Annotated in this window: 10 protein-coding genes and 3 CRISPR repeat arrays; of the genes, 9 read left to right on the forward strand and 1 reads right to left on the reverse strand. The window is 72.1% G+C overall.

Annotation, left to right across the window (positions count from 1 at the left end):
- Positions 1-48: 48 nt before the first annotated feature.
- The gene (locus Sdagh_RS24830; RefSeq protein ID WP_190078664.1) at positions 49-1263 is read left to right on the forward strand and encodes an NsdA family TPR-like regulatory protein; all 1215 of its coding nucleotides are present in this window, start codon (positions 49-51) and stop codon (positions 1261-1263) included.
- On the opposite strand, the gene Sdagh_RS24835 is transcribed toward Sdagh_RS24830, so the two are convergent.
- On the reverse strand, positions 1244-1906 hold the full coding sequence (locus Sdagh_RS24835; protein ID WP_190078663.1) for an HAD family hydrolase: 663 nt from the start codon (positions 1904-1906) through the stop codon (positions 1244-1246). The two genes, Sdagh_RS24830 and Sdagh_RS24835, sit on opposite strands and share 20 nt — an antisense overlap.
- A 1870-nt stretch (positions 1907-3776) precedes the next feature.
- Positions 3777-4110: a CRISPR direct-repeat array (repeat unit 28 nt; unit sequence GAGCTACCCCCGCGGGCGCGGGGACGAC).
- Between the two features lie 91 nt (positions 4111-4201).
- Positions 4202-4534: a CRISPR direct-repeat array (repeat unit 28 nt; unit sequence GAGCTACCCCCGCGGGCGCGGGGACGAC).
- 196 nt (positions 4535-4730) lie between these two features.
- Between Sdagh_RS24835 and cas3 the strand changes: the two genes are divergently transcribed.
- From cas3 to cas2e, 8 genes are all read left to right on the forward strand, one after another.
- Positions 4731-7694 carry a CRISPR-associated helicase Cas3' gene (cas3, locus tag Sdagh_RS24840; RefSeq protein WP_190078319.1) on the forward strand — a complete coding sequence of 988 codons (2964 nt, stop codon included), beginning with the start codon at positions 4731-4733 and terminating at the stop codon, positions 7692-7694.
- A gap of 324 nt (positions 7695-8018) precedes the next feature.
- Positions 8019-9710: a type I-E CRISPR-associated protein Cse1/CasA gene (casA, locus tag Sdagh_RS24845; RefSeq protein ID WP_226535691.1), complete on the forward strand. Its 1692-nt coding sequence runs from the start codon at positions 8019-8021 to the stop codon at positions 9708-9710.
- A complete protein-coding gene (casB, locus tag Sdagh_RS24850; RefSeq protein ID WP_190078321.1) occupies positions 9707-10894 on the forward strand; it encodes a type I-E CRISPR-associated protein Cse2/CasB in 1188 nt (395 codons plus the stop codon). Before casA ends, casB begins: the two co-directional genes overlap by 4 nt.
- 116 nt (positions 10895-11010) lie before the next feature.
- The gene (gene cas7e, locus Sdagh_RS24855) at positions 11011-12186 is read left to right on the forward strand and encodes a type I-E CRISPR-associated protein Cas7/Cse4/CasC (protein ID WP_190078322.1); all 1176 of its coding nucleotides are present in this window, start codon (positions 11011-11013) and stop codon (positions 12184-12186) included.
- Positions 12183-12983 (forward strand): type I-E CRISPR-associated protein Cas5/CasD, encoded by an 801-nt coding sequence (gene cas5e / locus Sdagh_RS24860; RefSeq protein WP_190078323.1) that lies wholly within the window; start codon positions 12183-12185, stop codon positions 12981-12983. The genes cas7e and cas5e overlap by 4 nt, the downstream gene beginning before the upstream one ends.
- Positions 12984-12987: 4 nt before the next feature.
- The gene (gene cas6e, locus Sdagh_RS24865) at positions 12988-13773 is read left to right on the forward strand and encodes a type I-E CRISPR-associated protein Cas6/Cse3/CasE (RefSeq protein WP_190078324.1); all 786 of its coding nucleotides are present in this window, start codon (positions 12988-12990) and stop codon (positions 13771-13773) included.
- The gene (gene cas1e / locus Sdagh_RS24870) at positions 13766-14749 is read left to right on the forward strand and encodes a type I-E CRISPR-associated endonuclease Cas1e (protein WP_190078325.1); all 984 of its coding nucleotides are present in this window, start codon (positions 13766-13768) and stop codon (positions 14747-14749) included. Before cas6e ends, cas1e begins: the two co-directional genes overlap by 8 nt.
- Positions 14746-15090: a type I-E CRISPR-associated endoribonuclease Cas2e gene (gene cas2e, locus Sdagh_RS24875; RefSeq protein WP_190078326.1), complete on the forward strand. Its 345-nt coding sequence runs from the start codon at positions 14746-14748 to the stop codon at positions 15088-15090. The genes cas1e and cas2e overlap by 4 nt, the downstream gene beginning before the upstream one ends.
- A 20-nt stretch (positions 15091-15110) precedes the next feature.
- Positions 15111-15619: a CRISPR direct-repeat array (repeat unit 28 nt; unit sequence GTCGTCCCCGCGCCCGCAGGGGTAGCTC).
- Positions 15620-16285 lie beyond the last annotated feature (666 nt).

Consider the following 16285-nt stretch of genomic DNA (forward strand, 5'->3'; position numbering starts at 1 on the left):
ATGGAGGACTTTTCGCAACACTGACCTCAGTCCGAAGGAGGAGGTCTTGTGGCAAACACCCGGTTCAAGGCGGTCCGACTCGCGGCTGGCTACCACTCTCAGGAGTCCCTGGCCAAGGCGCTGGGAGTCGGCGTGCGGCAGGTCCGCCGGTGGGAGTCCGACACCCCGCCCTGGCCGCATCCCGAGCAGGTGCAGGCTCTTACACGGCTCCTCGGCCAGTCCCTGGACGACCTCGGGTTCACTCCGCCGGGCGGAGCTGTGCCCACCCCCGGCCGCCGGACCGTACTCGCTGCCACCGCGGGTGCCTTCGGCCTCGCCGCCGTCCCCACGCAGGCGCTCGCCATGCAGCCCGCCAGTGCCGCCGACGACTACGAGGCCGTCACCCGCTCGCACCGGCGCCTGTACTGGACGGTCGCCCCGGCCACCTTGCACCCGGCCGCGCTCGCGCACGCCACCCTCGGCTGCGCCCTGCTCACCGAGACCGCCGGGCAGACCCGGGCCCGCATCGCCGCTGCCCTTAGTGAGAGCTACCTCCTCGCCGGGCGGATCGAGTTCTTCGACATGCGGGACGCCGACCGCGCCGCCGACACCCTGCTCCGCGCTCTCCAGGCCGCGGGCGAGGCCGATGACCCGCTGCTCGGCGCCGCCGTGCTCGCGCACACCGCGTTCATCCCCGGCTGGGCCGGCCGCCGTGACGAGGCCGTCGAGCGGATGGTGGCCGCGCGGACCTACGCCCGGCGGGGCCCTGCATCGGCCGAGCTGCTCGCGTGGCTGGACGCGGTGGAGGCCGAGTGCGAGACCCGTTGCGGGAACGCGCGAACGGCGCTGCACCTGATCGGGCACGCCGAGGACGTCCTCGCCGCGGGCAGCGAGCACGAGTCGCCGGAGTGGCTCGACTGGTTCAGCCCGGTCCGGCTCGCCGCTTTCAAGGGCAACACGCAGCTGCGCGCCGGGCACCTGCCGCAGGCGAGGACCACCCTCCAGGGCGTCCTCGACGCGCTCACCTCGGCCGAGGAGAAGCAGCAGACGGTCGTCCTCGGCGACCTCGCCGCCGTCGAGGCCGCAGCCGGCCAGCCGGAAGCCGCGTGCGAGTACGCGCAGCGGGCTCTGGGCCTGCTGGAGCGGACGTGGTACGCGATGGGCATGGACCGGGTGCGGGAGGTGCGGCGCGCGCTGGCGCCGCACCAGCACGAGCAGTGTGTCCGGGACCTGGACGACCGGCTGTACCAGTGGGGTACGACAGTCAGCGCCCTCGCTCGTTGAACTGCTTGATCTGCGGCGACAGCTCCGCGAGGCTCTCCACCCGGAACGTGGGGAGCCTCTGGGCCTGCTCGCTGCGCCATTGGATCGTCGCCCACGGCCCACGGTGCACGAGTGCGGTGCGCATGCCGGCCTGGCGCGCGGGGGCGATGTCGTTGTCGACGCGGTCGCCGACGTACAGCATCTCGCCGGGCTCGGCCGGGACGCCTTCTGCAACGCGGTCGAAGAAGGCGCGGTCGGGCTTGCTGGCGCCCCAGTCGTCCGAGGTGCCAATCAGGTCGACATCCGGTGTGAACAGCTCTCGGAGGATGCGCCCGGCGCGGACGGTCTGGTTCCCGGCGATGCCCAGCCACAGCCCGTCCGCGCGCAGCGTGGCGAGGGCGTTGCGGACGTCCGGGTACAGGTCGTCCTCGCCGAAGGTCTCCGGCTGCCCGGCCTCGGCCCGCTTCTCGCGTTCGGCGTACAGGTCGAACCCGGGCCGGAACTCCTGGAAGACGTCCCGGTAGTCGCGGCCCTGGGCGATGACGGCGCCGAACACGGCGGCGAAGGTGTGACGGGGAACGCCGAGCCAGTCGGCCCAGGTGCCGTACTCCCGGGTCTCGTCCACGAGGCACTCGCCAACGTCGAAGATGACTGCGCGAATCATGCGCCGACCCTATCCGGACACCACGAAACGGCCTCCGCCACCCGACAGTTCCGGGGCCGGCGCCCCGTCCCGACGACACACGAGCGCGTCGGGATCATCCGGCGGCTGAATCGCGTACCCGTCCGGGCACGCCGGGCCCGCCGGACCTTGATCTCCTTGCGCCCCCGGCTCACCCGTCGGGCCCTGCGGACCCTCCGGCTTGGCCGGGTCCGGCTCGCCCTGCGACCCCGGTGGCCCCGCCACACCAGGCTCACCAGCGGAGCCCGCCTCTGGTTCGCCGGTGCGTCCGGCGCACCGGACGCACCGGCAAATCCCGGCTCGCCTGCCGCACCGTCAGCGCCCCGCGCGCCCGCGATGCCCGGCGGACCGGATGGGCCCAACGGACCCGTCGCGGACTCGCCAGGATCAAGGCAGTCCCGCGGGGGCGGGGAGGACGCCCTGGCCGATGACGACTTGCCAGACGTGGAGGAGCTACCCCCGCAGGCGCGGGGAGGACAAGCAGAACCCGCCGGACACGATGACGGTCATGGAGCTACCCCCGCGGGCGCGGGGAGGACGTCCCGCCCGACTGGGTGCCGTAGAAGAACCTGGAGCTACCCCCGCGGGCGCGGGGAGGACCTGTGGCTGCGCTGGCCCGAGTTCGGGTTCGGCGAGCTACCCCCGCGGGCGCGGGGAGGACACTTCTTGAGCTGCGGTGATGCATGCGAGGGTACCTGTCTTCCTTCACCTCGTTTGGCCTGCCGTGAGTTGCGAGCAGCTCGGTGGGACGACAGCCGGCCGATCTCGGAGTTACCTCCTTAGCCGGAGACGACCGAGGCGTCCGGCTCCGGCCTGGCCCTGGTGCAGCACGACGTGCGGGAGCCACTCCCATCGGGTGCGGGGAGGAGGACGGCGGCCTCGCCGAGGTCCGGGAGGACATCGTCGAACTACCCCCGCAGACGCGCAGACGACAACAGCCGCCGCCTTCGACGCCGAGCGCACGGTGGCGCTGACCAGACCATGCCGGATCAGCCACGGAAACGGCTGGTCGACCAGCGCCTCACCCCCGGCTTCCGCCAGTCGGCCGGTGATCCGGCCGGCCAGCATCTGCGGCACCGCCTCCGGCCGCCTCACCAGACCCGAGCTGGCCAACCGCGCCAGCGTTAGCGACTTCAACCGGCTGCGGGCTACCCCCACGAGCGCGGGGATGACGGCGCGTTGCACACCGCGACGTGGTAGGCGTGCGAGCTATCCCCGCGGGTGCGGGGACGATTCCAGTCAGCTGCTGGTGCAGCACGACGTGCGGGAGCTACCCCGCTGGCGCAGGGACGACGACGAGGACGAGGGGTCAGCTGAGGTCATCGGGGGGCTACCCCGCGGGCGCGGGGAACATATGCCGTCGGGGGACCATCCCCGTGGCTGCAGAGACGACCGTCCTCCCGGACCTGGATGGAGACCTGGACCGGAAGCTACCCCGTAGGCGCCGGGACGACTCGATGACGACGTGTGGGGCGCGGAACGAACGACCTACCTCCGCAAGCGGGGGGAGCAGCGTCGCGGACAACGGCCCGCCGATCTGCGCCAGGGACCATCCCTGCGGGCGCGGGGACAACTACGAGCTGGTGGACACGGAAGGCCCGCGCACCGAGCTACCCCCGCAGGCGCGGGCACGACTCGGCGACGGAGACGCGCTTCAACACGGTCGGGGAGCAAGCCCCGCAGGCGCGGGAACGACCAGCAGGTGACGGCCAGCGACGTCCACCATGTCGAGCCACCACCGGGGGCGCGGGAACGACGCGGCCTGGATCGCTGCGGTGTCGTCGGTGACGGAGCTACCCCCCGCGGGCGCGGGGACGACCAGCGGGTTGCGCTTCTCACCGAAGGTGCGAAGGAACTACCCCTGCGGGCGCGGGGAAGACCAGCCGGGCGCCGAGGTCCGCTCGTGGTACCGGGAGCTGCCCCCGCAGGCGCGGGGACGACCGTGGACACGAGGCGTGCACGCCGTCGGTCCAGGAGCTACCCCCGCAGGCGCGGGGACGACGCTGCCGCACGGGCAGGCAACGCTGATGGGCCGGAGCTACCCCCGCGGGCGCGGGGACGACGACCGGTGCGCCCAGTGGGTGAGGAGCACACCCGAGCTACCCCCGCGGGCGCGGGGACGGCAGGAGGCCGTGCCGGGCGAGCCCGCGCAGGTCCGAGCTACCCCCGCGGGCGCGGGGACGACGTAGAAGTCGCTGCTGGTCACGATCTCGATCACGAGCTACCCGCGGGCGCGGGGACGACCCGATGCGCTCGCCGAGCTGCTCTTGAGTCAGGGAGCTACCCCCGCGGGCGCGGGGACGACGACCCGGCCACCGTCAGCGCCGCCCTGGGGGAGGAGCTACCCCCGCGGGCGCGGGGACGACGTGGGGTAAGGGCCGATCTCGGCGCCGTGGGGCGAGCTACCCCCGCGGGCGCGGGGACGACCCAGCCATGCGGTCACTCCCTCCAGTGCTCCGGGAGCTACCCCCGCGGGCGCGGGGACGACGTCCACCCGGACGCCCCCGGCGACCGGTAGCGGGAGCTACCCCCGCGGGCGCGGGGACGACAAGACCCGCCGCTGCTCGGCCCTGGAGAGGCTGGAGCTACCCCCGCGGGCGCGGGGACGACACTTCTTGAGCTGCGGTGATGCATGCGAGGGTACCTGTTTTCCTTCACCTCGTTCGACAAACCGGGAGTTGCGAGCAGCCCGGTGGGGCGTCGGCCGGCGGGTGGGCTGCGTCCTGCGGTGCCTGGGTCTCGGGCTCGTTGTCAGTGGGTCCGTTTACAGTGCCGCGCAAAGTGCGCTGTGGAGCGGGGGGCGGTTGTGGAGGACGAGCGGTCGGTCGTCGAGTTGATGCGGTCGATGGGGTTGGCCGATGAGGTCGTCACGCGGGTGTCGGTGTTGTGGGGGAAGTCGGCGGCGCGTAACGGTGGGCGGAGGCATCTGCTGCTGGGGCATCTGCTGGATACGGCGGCTGTGGCGGGGATGATGTGGGACCGGTACGTGTCGGTGGCGTTCCGGCGGCGGCTGGATGAGGTCAGCGGTGGCCGGGGGCGGTTGTGGTTCATGTGGGTGTGCGGCATTCATGATTGCGGGAAGGCGTGCCCGGCGTTCCAGTCGATGGATGCGGTTGAGGCTGCGTCGGTGCTGGCGGCGGGTTTGTCGTGGGGGCGGCTGCCGGTGGGGCAGAAGCGGTGGCGTCATGATGTGGCCGGGGCTGTGCTGCTGATTTCGCGGCTGGTGGCCGAGTGGGGTGACGAGGAGGCCGTGGGGTGGGTGTGGCCGCTGGTCGCCGGGCATCACGGGGCGTTTCCGTCGGGCGGTGCTCTCGATCCGCCGCGGGGGGCTCAGGGGCGGGGTGCTGCCTGGGAGGAGGTCCAGCGGGGGGTCGTTGACGTTTTCACCCGTGCGGTTGGTTTTGAGGATGTGGCGGATGCTCGGCCGGTCGGCTCGCTGCGGAAGGCGGAGCAGCTGGCGTTGTCGGGGCTGATCGTGATGGCGGACTGGATCGCCAGTGACAGCAGCCAGTTCGAAGGGCTGGCGGACGCGAGGGAGGTTTCCTTCGCCGGGGCGTGTCGGCGTGCGGAGGTGGCGTGGGGGCGGTTGCGTCTTCGTGGTGGCTGGCAGGGTCTTCCGCTGCCGGGGGGCCGGCTGGAGCCGCTGACGGGGCGGCTGGGGGTGCGGCCGCGGGCGTCGCAGCGGGAGTTGGTGGAGCGGGCGTGGTCGATGCCGGCGCCGGGGCTGCTGGTGGCGGAGGCGCCGATGGGGGAGGGGAAGACGAAGGGGGCGCTGGCGGCGGCCGAGGTTCTGGCGGCGCGGTTCGGTCTCGATGGTGTGTTCGTGGCGATGCCGACTCAGGCGACGAGTGATCCGATGTACGAGCAGGTGCTGCAGTGGGTGCGCACCTTTGATCCGGAGTTGGAGTCGCAGGTTGCGCTTTTGCATGGCCGGCGGCGGTTCAATGCCTGGTGGCGGGCTGTCTGGGCGGGGAAGGCGCGTCCGGACGGTGACGGGTGCGGCTGCGGCTGCGGCTGCGGCTGCGGCTGCGGCTGCGGGGACGGAAGCTTGTCCGGTGGTTTCGGCGTGGCCGAGGACGATTACGGGGCGATCGATGAGGACGCCGATTACGACCTGGTGCCTTCGGGGTCTTCGCCGGCGGGGGTAGGGGGGCGTGGGGCGGACGGGCCGGCGTATTGGTTTTTGGAGGACAAGCGTGGTCTGCTCACCGCGTTCGCGGTGGGGACGGTCGATCATCTGCTGCACGCGGCGACTCGTACGCGGCACGTCATGCTCCGGTTCGCCGGGCTGGCGGGGAAGGTCGTGGTCGTGGACGAGGTGCACGCTGCGGACGTGTACATGCGGCAGTTCCTTGTGGAGGCGCTGCGGTGGCTGGGGCAGGCGGGGGTGCCGGTGGTGCTGTTGTCGGCGACGCTGCCGCCTGCTCAGCGGCAGCGTTTCGTGGATGCGTATCTGTCCGGTGTGCTGGGCAGGGCGGATGTGCACCAGCCTGTGCCGGAGCCGGCCGGGTATCCGTGTGTCACGGCGGCCTACGGTGTCGGAGGCCGGGCAGTTGCCGAGTCGTCCAGGGAGGCCGTGGGGTCCTGGCGGGAGTCGGTGCCGGTGCGGCTGGACTGGTTGCCTGACACGGATCCGGCGGGCGCGCGGGTTGCGGCGGCCGTACGGCGGGCTGTCGCCGATGGGGGTGTCGTCCTGGTGGTGGTCAACCAGGTCGACCGGGCCCAGGCGATCTACCGTGATCTGCGGGACGGGGGTTTCGACGGTGTCCTGCACCTTCTGCATGCCCGGCTGTGCGCTGCTGACCGTGCGGAACGTACCGGGCAGTGCCTGCGTCTGATGGGCCCGCAGGCGGGTGAGGACCGGCCGGAGCGCATGGTGGTGATCGCCACCCAGCTTGCCGAACAGTCGTTCGATGTGGACGCCGATGTGCTGATCACCGATGTGGCTCCGACCGATCTGCTGCTGCAGCGCATCGGAAGGCTGCACCGGCACGCAGGTACCCGGCGTCCGGACGCGCACCGGGAACCCAGGGTCCTGGTCACCGGGGTGGCGCCCGGCAGGGACGGAGCGCCGCGGTTCCTGCGTGCCTCGGAAGGAATCTACGGCGAGTGGTCGCTGCTGAGGGCGGTGGCCCTGGTCTCGGAGGCCGCGGGCGCGCTCGCGGCCTCCGAGGCCGCGGAGTCGGCGGCTTCGTGCTGGAGCATTCCCGCCGACGTGCCCGAGCTGGTGGCGCGCGCCTACGGAGACGCCGGGGTCTGTCCGGCGGGCTGGAACGAGGCAGCGGCGTGGGAGCGGTGGCAGGCGGGTGAACGGAAGAGGGAGGAGAAGGCCGAGGAGTTCCTGCTGTGCCGGCGGCGGGAGTGGGCGTTCCCGACTCTGGAGGGGCTGCACTACGCGGGGAGCGGGGCCGCGTCCGAGGAGCAGCTGGACGCTGTCGTCCGTGACGGTGATCCGTCCGTCGAGGTGATTGTCGTCCGCAGGGACGCTGCTGGTTACCGGGCTGTTGACGGGTCCTGGCTCGGGGTGCACGGCGAGGTAGACGATGACGAGGTGACCGACCGGCTGATGGGCGGCACGGTCCGTCTTCCCTCGCGTCTGACCGGTGCGGTCCTCGGCGGGCTGAAGCCGCTTGCGGGGTGGGCGGGCCGGCCCTGGCTGCGGTATCGCCCGGCGCTCGTGCTGGAGGAGGACGGCACGGCGCTGCTGGGCGCGGACCGGGTGTCGTACGACGACCAGCTCGGTCTCGTCGTCGAGTGGGGTGTCGGGTGAGTGGGCCGTGGAGCCGGGGGGCCGTTCACCCCGCGCTGCGGGGACAGCTCCTGGTGCTGAGCGGAACATCAAGCGGGAACACCCCCGTCTGCGGGGAGGCCCGGCTCCACGAGCCGTGCGCAGGGTACCGGCCGGGCCGGGGTCGGTGGGCCGTCTCTGCCGATTTCGTCGAAGTCGCTTGAACAGCAAGCATTTGGGTGCAACGCTTCCAGCGACCGATCTCAGGCAACTCCCGTTCAAGACAACGGAGTTGGCCTGCCGTTCGCTGCTTCCAGGGGGGATGCGGCGAGCTCAGTACATACGCGCATGGAGGGGGGAAGCGCCATGGCCAGCGAGGGAGACCTCGTCCACGGCACCTTGTTCGACGCTGTCGTCCGTGACGGTGCCCGGCAGCCCGTCGGCCTGCTGGAGGCACTGCTCGAATCGCACACCGTCCGGCGGCTGGAGCTGCCGGTGCACACGATGCTGCCGGTGGTGCTCCGCCAGCTGCTGCTGCCCATGATGATCGACGTCCTCGGGGTGCCCCGCACCCGGAAGGAGTGGGCGGAGCGGTTCGGCCGCGGCTGCTTCTCGCCGGAAGAACGGGACCGGCTGGCGCACTACCTGGGCCCGCGCTACGGGGACCGGTTCCGTCTGTTCGACGCCGAGCGGCCGTTCGCCCAGGTCGCTGGTCTTCAGTCGGCGAACGGGGAGACGAAGACGGCCGCCCAGCTCGTGCCGTCCGTGGCGTCCGGCAACAATGTGCCGCTGTTCAGCTCGCTCAGCGAGGCCGACGAACTGCTGCTGACGCCAGGGGACGCGGCGCTGTGGCTGCTGCACGCGCACTGCTGGGACACGGCGTCGATCAAGACCGGAGCGGTGGGCGACCCGAAGGTCAAGAGCGGGAAGACGACCGGCAATCCGACCGGGCCGCTCGGTCAGTTCGGTGTGATCGTCCCGACCGGGCGGACCCTGTACGAGACGCTGCTGCTGAACACGCCGGTGAGGCCCGACGGTCTCGAGGCAGGGGACCGGCCGCAGTGGGCGTGGGACGAGCGTCCGGAGGGGCTGGGCTGCCTGTCGCCGGCCGGGGCCGCCTGGTCCGAGCGTCCGGCGACCGGCCTGCTGGATCTGCTGACCTTCCAGGCCCGCCGGATCCGTCTGCTCACCACCGAGACGAAGCAGGGACTGCGGGTGCACCGGGTGATCGTGTCGGCCGGTGACCGGCTGACGCAGACACCCGAATTCGAGCCGCACACGGCATGGCAGCACACCGCCAAGCCGAAGAAGGGCCAGCCGCACCGGCGGCCCCGCCGGCACGCCTCGGGCCGCGCCGCCTGGCAGGGGCTGGGCACGCTGCTGGCGATGAACCTGCCCGTGCAGGGCGACGGCCCCTACACCTCGCTGCTGCTGCGCCAGGTCAAAGACCTGCAGATGATCGGGGCACTGCCCGGGCAGTATCCGCTGGGAGTCGAGACGTCGGGTCTGGAGTACGGCACACAGTCGGCCGTGGTGGAGAACGCCATCGGCGACGACCTGCCCCTGCCGGTCAGGGCACTGCTCGCCCAGGACAGCTCGCTGCGCGAGGTCCTGCTGGAATGCGTGGAGCAGGCCGACCAGGTCGCCCGTGCCCTGGACGGGCTCCTCAACGATCTGCGCCGTGCCGCCGGCGGTGATCCGCTGCCCCGGGACAAGGGAAGCCGGCCCTCCGCGCAGTTCCTGCACTCCCTCGATACGACCGTGCGCCGCCTGCTCACCGGACTGCGGACCGTGGAGGAGGACGACGACGAACTCCTCGACCGCGCCCAGCTCGCGTGGGAGCAGTCCGTGCAGATCGCCGCGGACCGGGAGGCCGGTCTCCTGCTCGCGGCGGCGCCGCCGCGAGCGGTGGTGGGCCGGGCGGTGAAGAGCGGCGGCACGGAGTTCGTCTACCGCAGCGGCAAGGCCATCGGGATGTTCCGCGCGAAGCTCGCCAAGATCCTGACACGGGTCGCCGAGGAACGCCGCGCCGACCGCGAGGAGGGGGACGCGGCATGACCACCACCAGCACCCCTGCTGCCCGCTCCGGGAGGGGACGGGCCAGGCCGTTCTTCTGGGAGGAGGCCGCCGACGACTGGCACTCGGCACACGAAGAAGGGCGGCGTCCCCGCTTCTCCGAATACGTCACGCGCAACCTGCGGGCCCTGCGCGAGGGCGTCGGCCGGGAAGCCGGCACCGTCGCGTCCCTGCGGCCCGTGCACCGCGTCCCCCTGCCGGACGGCGGCGCCGACCGGCTTCCCGGCCGCTACGTCGCCGAGCACTGCGCGCTCACCCTGTTCGGTCTGCATCAGCACGCCGCGTCCGAACCCGTCCACCGGCCGGGCCTCGGACTGGGCACCGCCGGCCGGCTGCTGCACAGCAGCCGGGCGATGACCGAAGCCGCCGTGGAGCGGCGGCTGGTCGCGGCCGCGACCGCCCAGGACCTCAACGAACTGGTGCAGCATCTGCAGCGGCTCGTGCCGCTCCTGCGGCAAGCGGGCATCGGCCTGGACTACACCCGCCTGCTGGGAGAGCTGGCCGCGTGGGACGGGCCGGGCCGCGAACGGGTGCTGCGCTCCTGGGGTCTGCAGTACACCGATCCCGGCACACCGGACAAGACGGACACCGCGGAGGATCCTGATGCCGGGCGGGCAGCGTACTGGGTGACGTTCGAGCCCGGCAGCCGGGAGGCCGCAGCCGAGCTGGCCGCGCTGCGCTCGGGCACCGGCCGGGAGCCGGGGACGGTCGCCGCGATGTGGCCATTGCACCGCACCCGCATGGACTCGGCGTGGCGGAACAAGGGCGCCCTCACCCGGGACCTGGCCGCCGAGCACACCGCGCTCACCCTCTTCGCCCGCCACCAGCAAGGACACGACCGCCGGATGCACGTCACCGGCAACAGCCCGGGCCGCGCCTGCGGCCTGCTCGCCCGCCAAGCCGCCACGGGCACCGAGGGACGGACCACCGCCGCCGCGTTGGACAAGCGCCTGGGCCATCTGCTCACCTCCGCCGACACCGGCGAACTCGCCCAGCACCTGAGGTCCTTGGTGCCGCTGCTGCACCGGGCCGGTATCGGACTCGACTACGACCTGCTCCGCACCGCTCTGCGGACGTGGGACGACCCCCGCCTCCCGGACGCCGCCAGCCGCTACCGGCAGCAGTGGGACCGCGACTTCCACACCAGCAGCACCACCTCCTCCTGACATCCGGGAATCCGGCCGGCCACGCCACCGCGCTGACGGCCCGCCGTCCCCGTCACACCACCACGTCTTCGACCGCGCCGTACGAGCGGCGCCGCATGCGTTCAAGGAGTCATGCCATGAAGCCCACCCTCTTCGTCGAGGCCCACATCCTGCAGAGCCTGCCGCCGTCCAACGTGAACCGGGACGATTCCGGCACCCCCAAGCAGGCCGTCTACGGTGGAGCCCGCCGTGCCCGCGTCTCCTCCCAGGCGTGGAAGCGCGCGACTCGCACCGCGTACGCCGAGCACGTGCCCGAGGCCGACCGGGCCACCCGCACCAAGCGGATCGCCCACCTCCTCACCCAGCGCCTCACCCGCCCCGCCGCCGTGGGCGGCGCCGGCCTGCAGGCCGCGCAGGCGGACCGCCTGGCCGCCGCCCTGCTGGAGCCGCTCGGCATCACCAAGTCAGCCAAAAAGGACGACCAGTCCGCCTACCTGCTGTTCTTCGGCAAGAAGCAGCTCGACTCCCTGGTCGCCCTGCTGGGCGGCCGGGCCGCCAAGCTCGCCGCCCTGCCCGACGACGACCTCAAGACCGAGGTGAAGAACCTCCCCGTCGTCCAGACGCTGTCCACCGGTCACCCGGCCGAGGTCGCCCTGTTCGGACGTATGGTCGCCGACCTGCCCGCCCTGAACGTGGACGCCTCCGTCCAGGTCGCACACGCCCTGTCCACCCACGCCGTGCGCACCGAGTTCGACTACTACACCGCGGTCGACGACGAGAACACCGACGACCACGGCGCCGGCATGATCGGCACCGTCGAGTTCAACTCCTCCACCCTGTACCGCTACGCCGTCCTCGGCGTGCACCAGCTGCGGGACAACCTCACCGACACCGACGAAACCCGGCAGGCGGCCGTGCGGTTCATCGACGCCTTCACCCGCTCCATGCCGACCGGGCACCAGAACTCCTTCGCCCACCGCACCCTGCCCCACCTGGTCCTGCTCACCATCCGCACCGACCAGCCCGTGAACCTGGTCTCCGCCTTCGAGGAGCCCGTCACCGGCATCACCGGCCTGGCCGCCGAATCCGTCGTACGGCTCGCCCACGAACTCCAGACGGTCGGCGAAACCTGGGGCGCCGAGCCCCTGCGGACCCTGGCCACCTACACCACCGAAGGCGACAAGGCCGCCGAGGTCTTCGGCCCCTCCCTGTCCTTCCCCGCCCTCCTCGACTCCGTCGACTCCCTCGTTGGGCAGTGGCTCACCGACGGACAGATCACGCCCGCCCCGACCACGCAGGACGGCGCCCGGTGACCGGTACCGACCACGCCGTCCTCGTGCTGCGGCTGGCCGCCCCGCTGCAGTCCTGGGGCGGCCCGTCCCGCTACAACTGGCGCGAAACCCGCCCCCAGCCCACCAAGTCCGGCGTCCTCGGCCTCCTCGCCGCCGCCGAGGGCCGCGACCGCGAGGCCTCACTGACCGACCTGGTCGGTCTGCAGCTCGGCGTCCGGGTCGACCAGCCCGGCACCCTGCTGCGGGACTACCACACCTACAGCGACTACCGCGGCGTACCGATGCTGTCGGCCAAGACCAACGCCAAGGGACAGCAGACCAGGACCACCCCGGCCAAGTACACCGGCGTCACCCGGCGGTTCTACCTCCAGGACGCCGTCTTCGTCGCCGCCCTGCGCGGCCCGGACACCCTCGTGCGCGCCCTGGAGGAAGCGGTCCGCAACCCCGTCTACCCGCTCAGTCTCGGCCGCCGCTCCTGCCCGCCCACCGGCCCCGTGAGCCTCGGACTGCACGCCGACGGCCCGCTGGACAAGATCCTCGAAGACGTGCCGTGGCAGGCGGGCAGCCACCGCCGTCAGCAGGCCAAGAGCACCACCGTGTCGCTGGAGGCCACCGTCGAGGACCCGGACGGCGACCAGCTCGCCGTCGACGTGCCCGACACCTACGACCTCAAGACCGGCACCCGGTTCCGCCGGCGCGGCGTCCGACACCTCTGGCTCATCGTGCCCACCGGCCTCGACCAGCCGGCCACTGCCGAAACAGACACCGCCACCGCCGGCCACTCCGACCACGACCCGTTCGCCCTCCTGGGCTGGTGACCACATGCCCTACCTGTCAAAGATCGCCCTGAACCCGCGCCGCCGCGCCGCCGTGTCCCTGCTGTCCAGCCCCCACCGGCTGCACGCCGCCGTCCTCGCCGGACTCGCCGTGCAGCCCGTCACCGAACGCGTCCTGTGGCGCCTGGACAACAACACCCCGCACCGGACCGACCTGCTCGTCCTCACCCACAGCCGCCCCTCCTGGGCCCACCTCGTCGACAACGCCGGCTGGCCCGGCGCCGACGACGGCGCCCCGCTCATCGCCGACTACACGCCCCTGCTCGAGCGCATCACCCGCGGCCGCGAATTCGGCTTCCGCCTCACCGCCAACCCCGTCCGCAGCCTCACCCAGCCCAGCCGCCCCAGCCAACAGCAGGCCGCCCGCCTGAAAGCAGGAGCCGAAAACGGCACCAGGACCCGCGGCTCCCGCGTCGCCCACCGCACCGCCGCCCAGCAGCTCAAGTGGCTCCTCGACCGCAGCGAACGCCACGGCTTCACCGTCCCCGACGCCACCGCCACACCCCCCGCCCCCGGCCTGCAGACCGAGGACCACAGCCTGTCCGCCGGCCCTGCGGCGACCATCGTCAGCCGCGACATCCTCCGCTTCCGCAAGCACCCCGACGGCCCCCGCGTCACCCTGTCCACCGCCACCTTCGAAGGACGCCTCCGCGTCACCGACCCCGACACCCTGCGTACCACCCTCCTCGCCGGCATCGGCCCCGCCAAGGGCTACGGCCAGGGCCTGCTCACCCTCGCCCCGCTCCGCCCCCGCGAGGCCGACCATGGCTGAACCCTGGTGGCGGACCAGACCGCAGGACGTGCACCGGCTCGAGGACCGCATCTCCAGCCTCTACGCCGAGCGCTGCCACATCGACCGCGACGACAACGCCATCGTCCTGGTCAACAAGGCCCGCACCGTCCACGTCCCCGCAGCCTGGCTCGCCGTCCTCCTCATCGGCCCCGGCAGCCGCCTCACCCACCCCGCCGCCACCCTGCTCGCCGACTCCGGCACCGCCATGTGCTGGGTCGGCGAGCAGGGCGTACGCCTCTACGCCACCGGCACCAGCACCGCACGCGGCTCCCAGCTCCAGCTCCGCCAGGCCTGGCTGGTCACCCGCCCCAAAGAACGCGTCGCCGTCGCCCGCCGCATGTACGACATGCGCTTCCCCGGCGAGGACACCACCGGCCTGACCCTTCAACAGCTCCGCGGCCGCGAAGGCACCCGCATCCGCCGGCTCTACGCCCAGCACTCTGACCGCACCGGAGTCCCCTGGACCAAGCGCGACTACAAACCGGGCGACGCCTTCGCCGCCGGCGACGACGTCAACCGGCTCCTGTCCGCCTCCAACTCGGCCCTCTACGGCATCTGCCACGCCGCGATCACCGGCCTCGGTGCCAGCCCCGCCCTCGGCTTCGTCCACACCGGCAACGCCCTCTCCTTCGTCCTGGACATCGCCGACCTCTACAAGGCCGAGTTCACCATCCCCCTCGCATTCGACCTCGCCGCGCAGGGCCTCACCACCGAACGCGACGCACGTACCGCCCTGCGGGACGCCGTCGTAGGGGGCAAACTCCTGCCCCGCGTCGTCGCCGACATCAAACATCTCCTCGTCCCCGACGGCGGCGACCTGCCGGACGAGGACCTCAGCGCGCTGTGGGACGACGGCGACACCATCGTCAGCAGCGGCCGCAACTGGAGCGCCGAACACCACCTCGACATCATCCCGGAACCCCCCGGCCCCGCTTCCGCGGAGACGGCTCCATGAGCGCCGGAACGACCGTGATCGTCCTCATCGCCGCCCCACCCGGCCTCCGGGGCCACCTCACCCGATGGTTCATCGAAGTGGCCCCCGGCGTCTACGTCGGCAACCCCAACCCCCGCATCCGCGACCGGCTGTGGAACGTCCTCGCCGAACGCATACATGACGGCCAAGCCGTCATGATCGAACCAGCGGCTACGGAACAAGGCTGGACGGCCCGCACAGCCGGCCGCGATCGTTGGACCCCCGTCGACTTCGACGGTCTCACCCTCATCGCCCGCCCACGCCAGAACGGACAAGCCTGGCGGCCCTCGACCGACGTAAAGCAAAACGGCATGATCACCTGACAACACCGCAGGTCATGAGTGTCGTCCCCGCGCCCGCAGGGGTAGCTCCGGCTTCAGCAGGTAGTACCCCGACTTCCACGTGTCGTCCCCGCGCCCGCAGGGGTAGCTCCGGGGAGCGGTTGGCCGTCTCCCCCGGCACTTCGTCGTCCCCGCGCCCGCAGGGGTAGCTCGTCGTGGGACCTCGCGCGCCGGGTCGGGGTCGGGTCGTCCCCGCGCCCGCAGGGGTAGCTCGATCGTCGGCGGCCAGCCAGACGATGAGGTCGTCCCCGCGCCCGCAGGGGTAGCTCGCCTGCCGCCCGGGACGACCGGGGGATGTTCTGGTCGTCCCCGCGCCCGCAGGGGTAGCTCGCGCGGGCGGCGTCTTCGGCGGCCTGGGCCAGGGTCGTCCCCGCGCCCGCAGGGGTAGCTCGATGGCGGCGGCGGCCGAGGAGGGCGAGCCGTCGTCCCCGCGCCCGCAGGGGTAGCTCGTCGGCGGCGGGGGCCGGGTACTGGAGGCTGTAGTCGTCCCCGCGCCCGCAGGGGTAGCTCCATGGCGGTGCACGTGCTGGAGTCCGAGTCGAAGTCGCCCGCGCCCGCAGGGGTTGTTCGCTCGAGCTCGCCGGGAACGGCGCGATCGCGACATCGTCCCCGTCTCCGGAGGGGGGCAGTTCCGGTGCGCGTACAATGAGCAGCGTGAACGGCAGGTCATCCTCGCGCCCGCGGGGGTAGTTCGGAACTGTCCGACTCCGGCGTGATGTAGCTCGGTCGTCCCCGCGCCTGCGGGGGTAATTCCGGAGCGGCGACGGCGATGACGCCGAGCAGGGTGTCGGCTCCGCGCCTGCGGAGGTCGCTCCTATGTCTGGAGCGCGGAGGTTGTCGTCCCGAAGTCGCCTCCGCGCCCTCGGGGGTAGCTCCCGAGCGTGGTCGATTTCCGCGCCGCCTTCGACGTCGACCCCGCACACGCCAGGGGTAGCTCGTCCCTCTTCAGATCGACCGCCGGCTCCGGCCAGTCGTCCCTGAGCCCGCAAGGGTTGCTCGGTAAATGTGCGCTTAGCGCATGCGCGTGTGCCGTAAGCGAGTACGTAATTGCACAGGTCAGATGGCCTTCGGCAGATCGGGTGAACGAACTTTCCGATAGAAGACCATAGTTGGGGTTGATCCTCTATAGGCTGACCTTCGTGTGGAACCTCCGGTCCCTTCACGTCCCGCGGGCGTG

This window comes from Streptomyces daghestanicus (assembly GCF_020521275.1).
Classification (GTDB): Bacteria; Actinomycetota; Actinomycetes; order Streptomycetales; family Streptomycetaceae; genus Streptomyces; species Streptomyces griseoviridis.

Excerpts from the sequence above, each read along its gene's own strand:
- casA (WP_226535691.1), top strand. The coding sequence starts at position 8,019 with ATGGCCAGCGAGGGAGACCTCGTCCACGGCACCTTGTTCGACGCTGTC.
- cas6e (WP_190078324.1), top strand. The coding sequence starts at position 12,988 with ATGCCCTACCTGTCAAAGATCGCCCTGAACCCGCGCCGCCGCGCCGCC.
- cas7e (WP_190078322.1), top strand. The coding sequence starts at position 11,011 with ATGAAGCCCACCCTCTTCGTCGAGGCCCACATCCTGCAGAGCCTGCCG.
- Sdagh_RS24835 (WP_190078663.1), bottom strand. The coding sequence starts at position 1,906 with ATGATTCGCGCAGTCATCTTCGACGTTGGCGAGTGCCTCGTGGACGAG.
- cas1e (WP_190078325.1), top strand. The coding sequence starts at position 13,766 with ATGGCTGAACCCTGGTGGCGGACCAGACCGCAGGACGTGCACCGGCTC.
- cas2e (WP_190078326.1), top strand. The coding sequence starts at position 14,746 with ATGAGCGCCGGAACGACCGTGATCGTCCTCATCGCCGCCCCACCCGGC.
- casB (WP_190078321.1), top strand. The coding sequence starts at position 9,707 with ATGACCACCACCAGCACCCCTGCTGCCCGCTCCGGGAGGGGACGGGCC.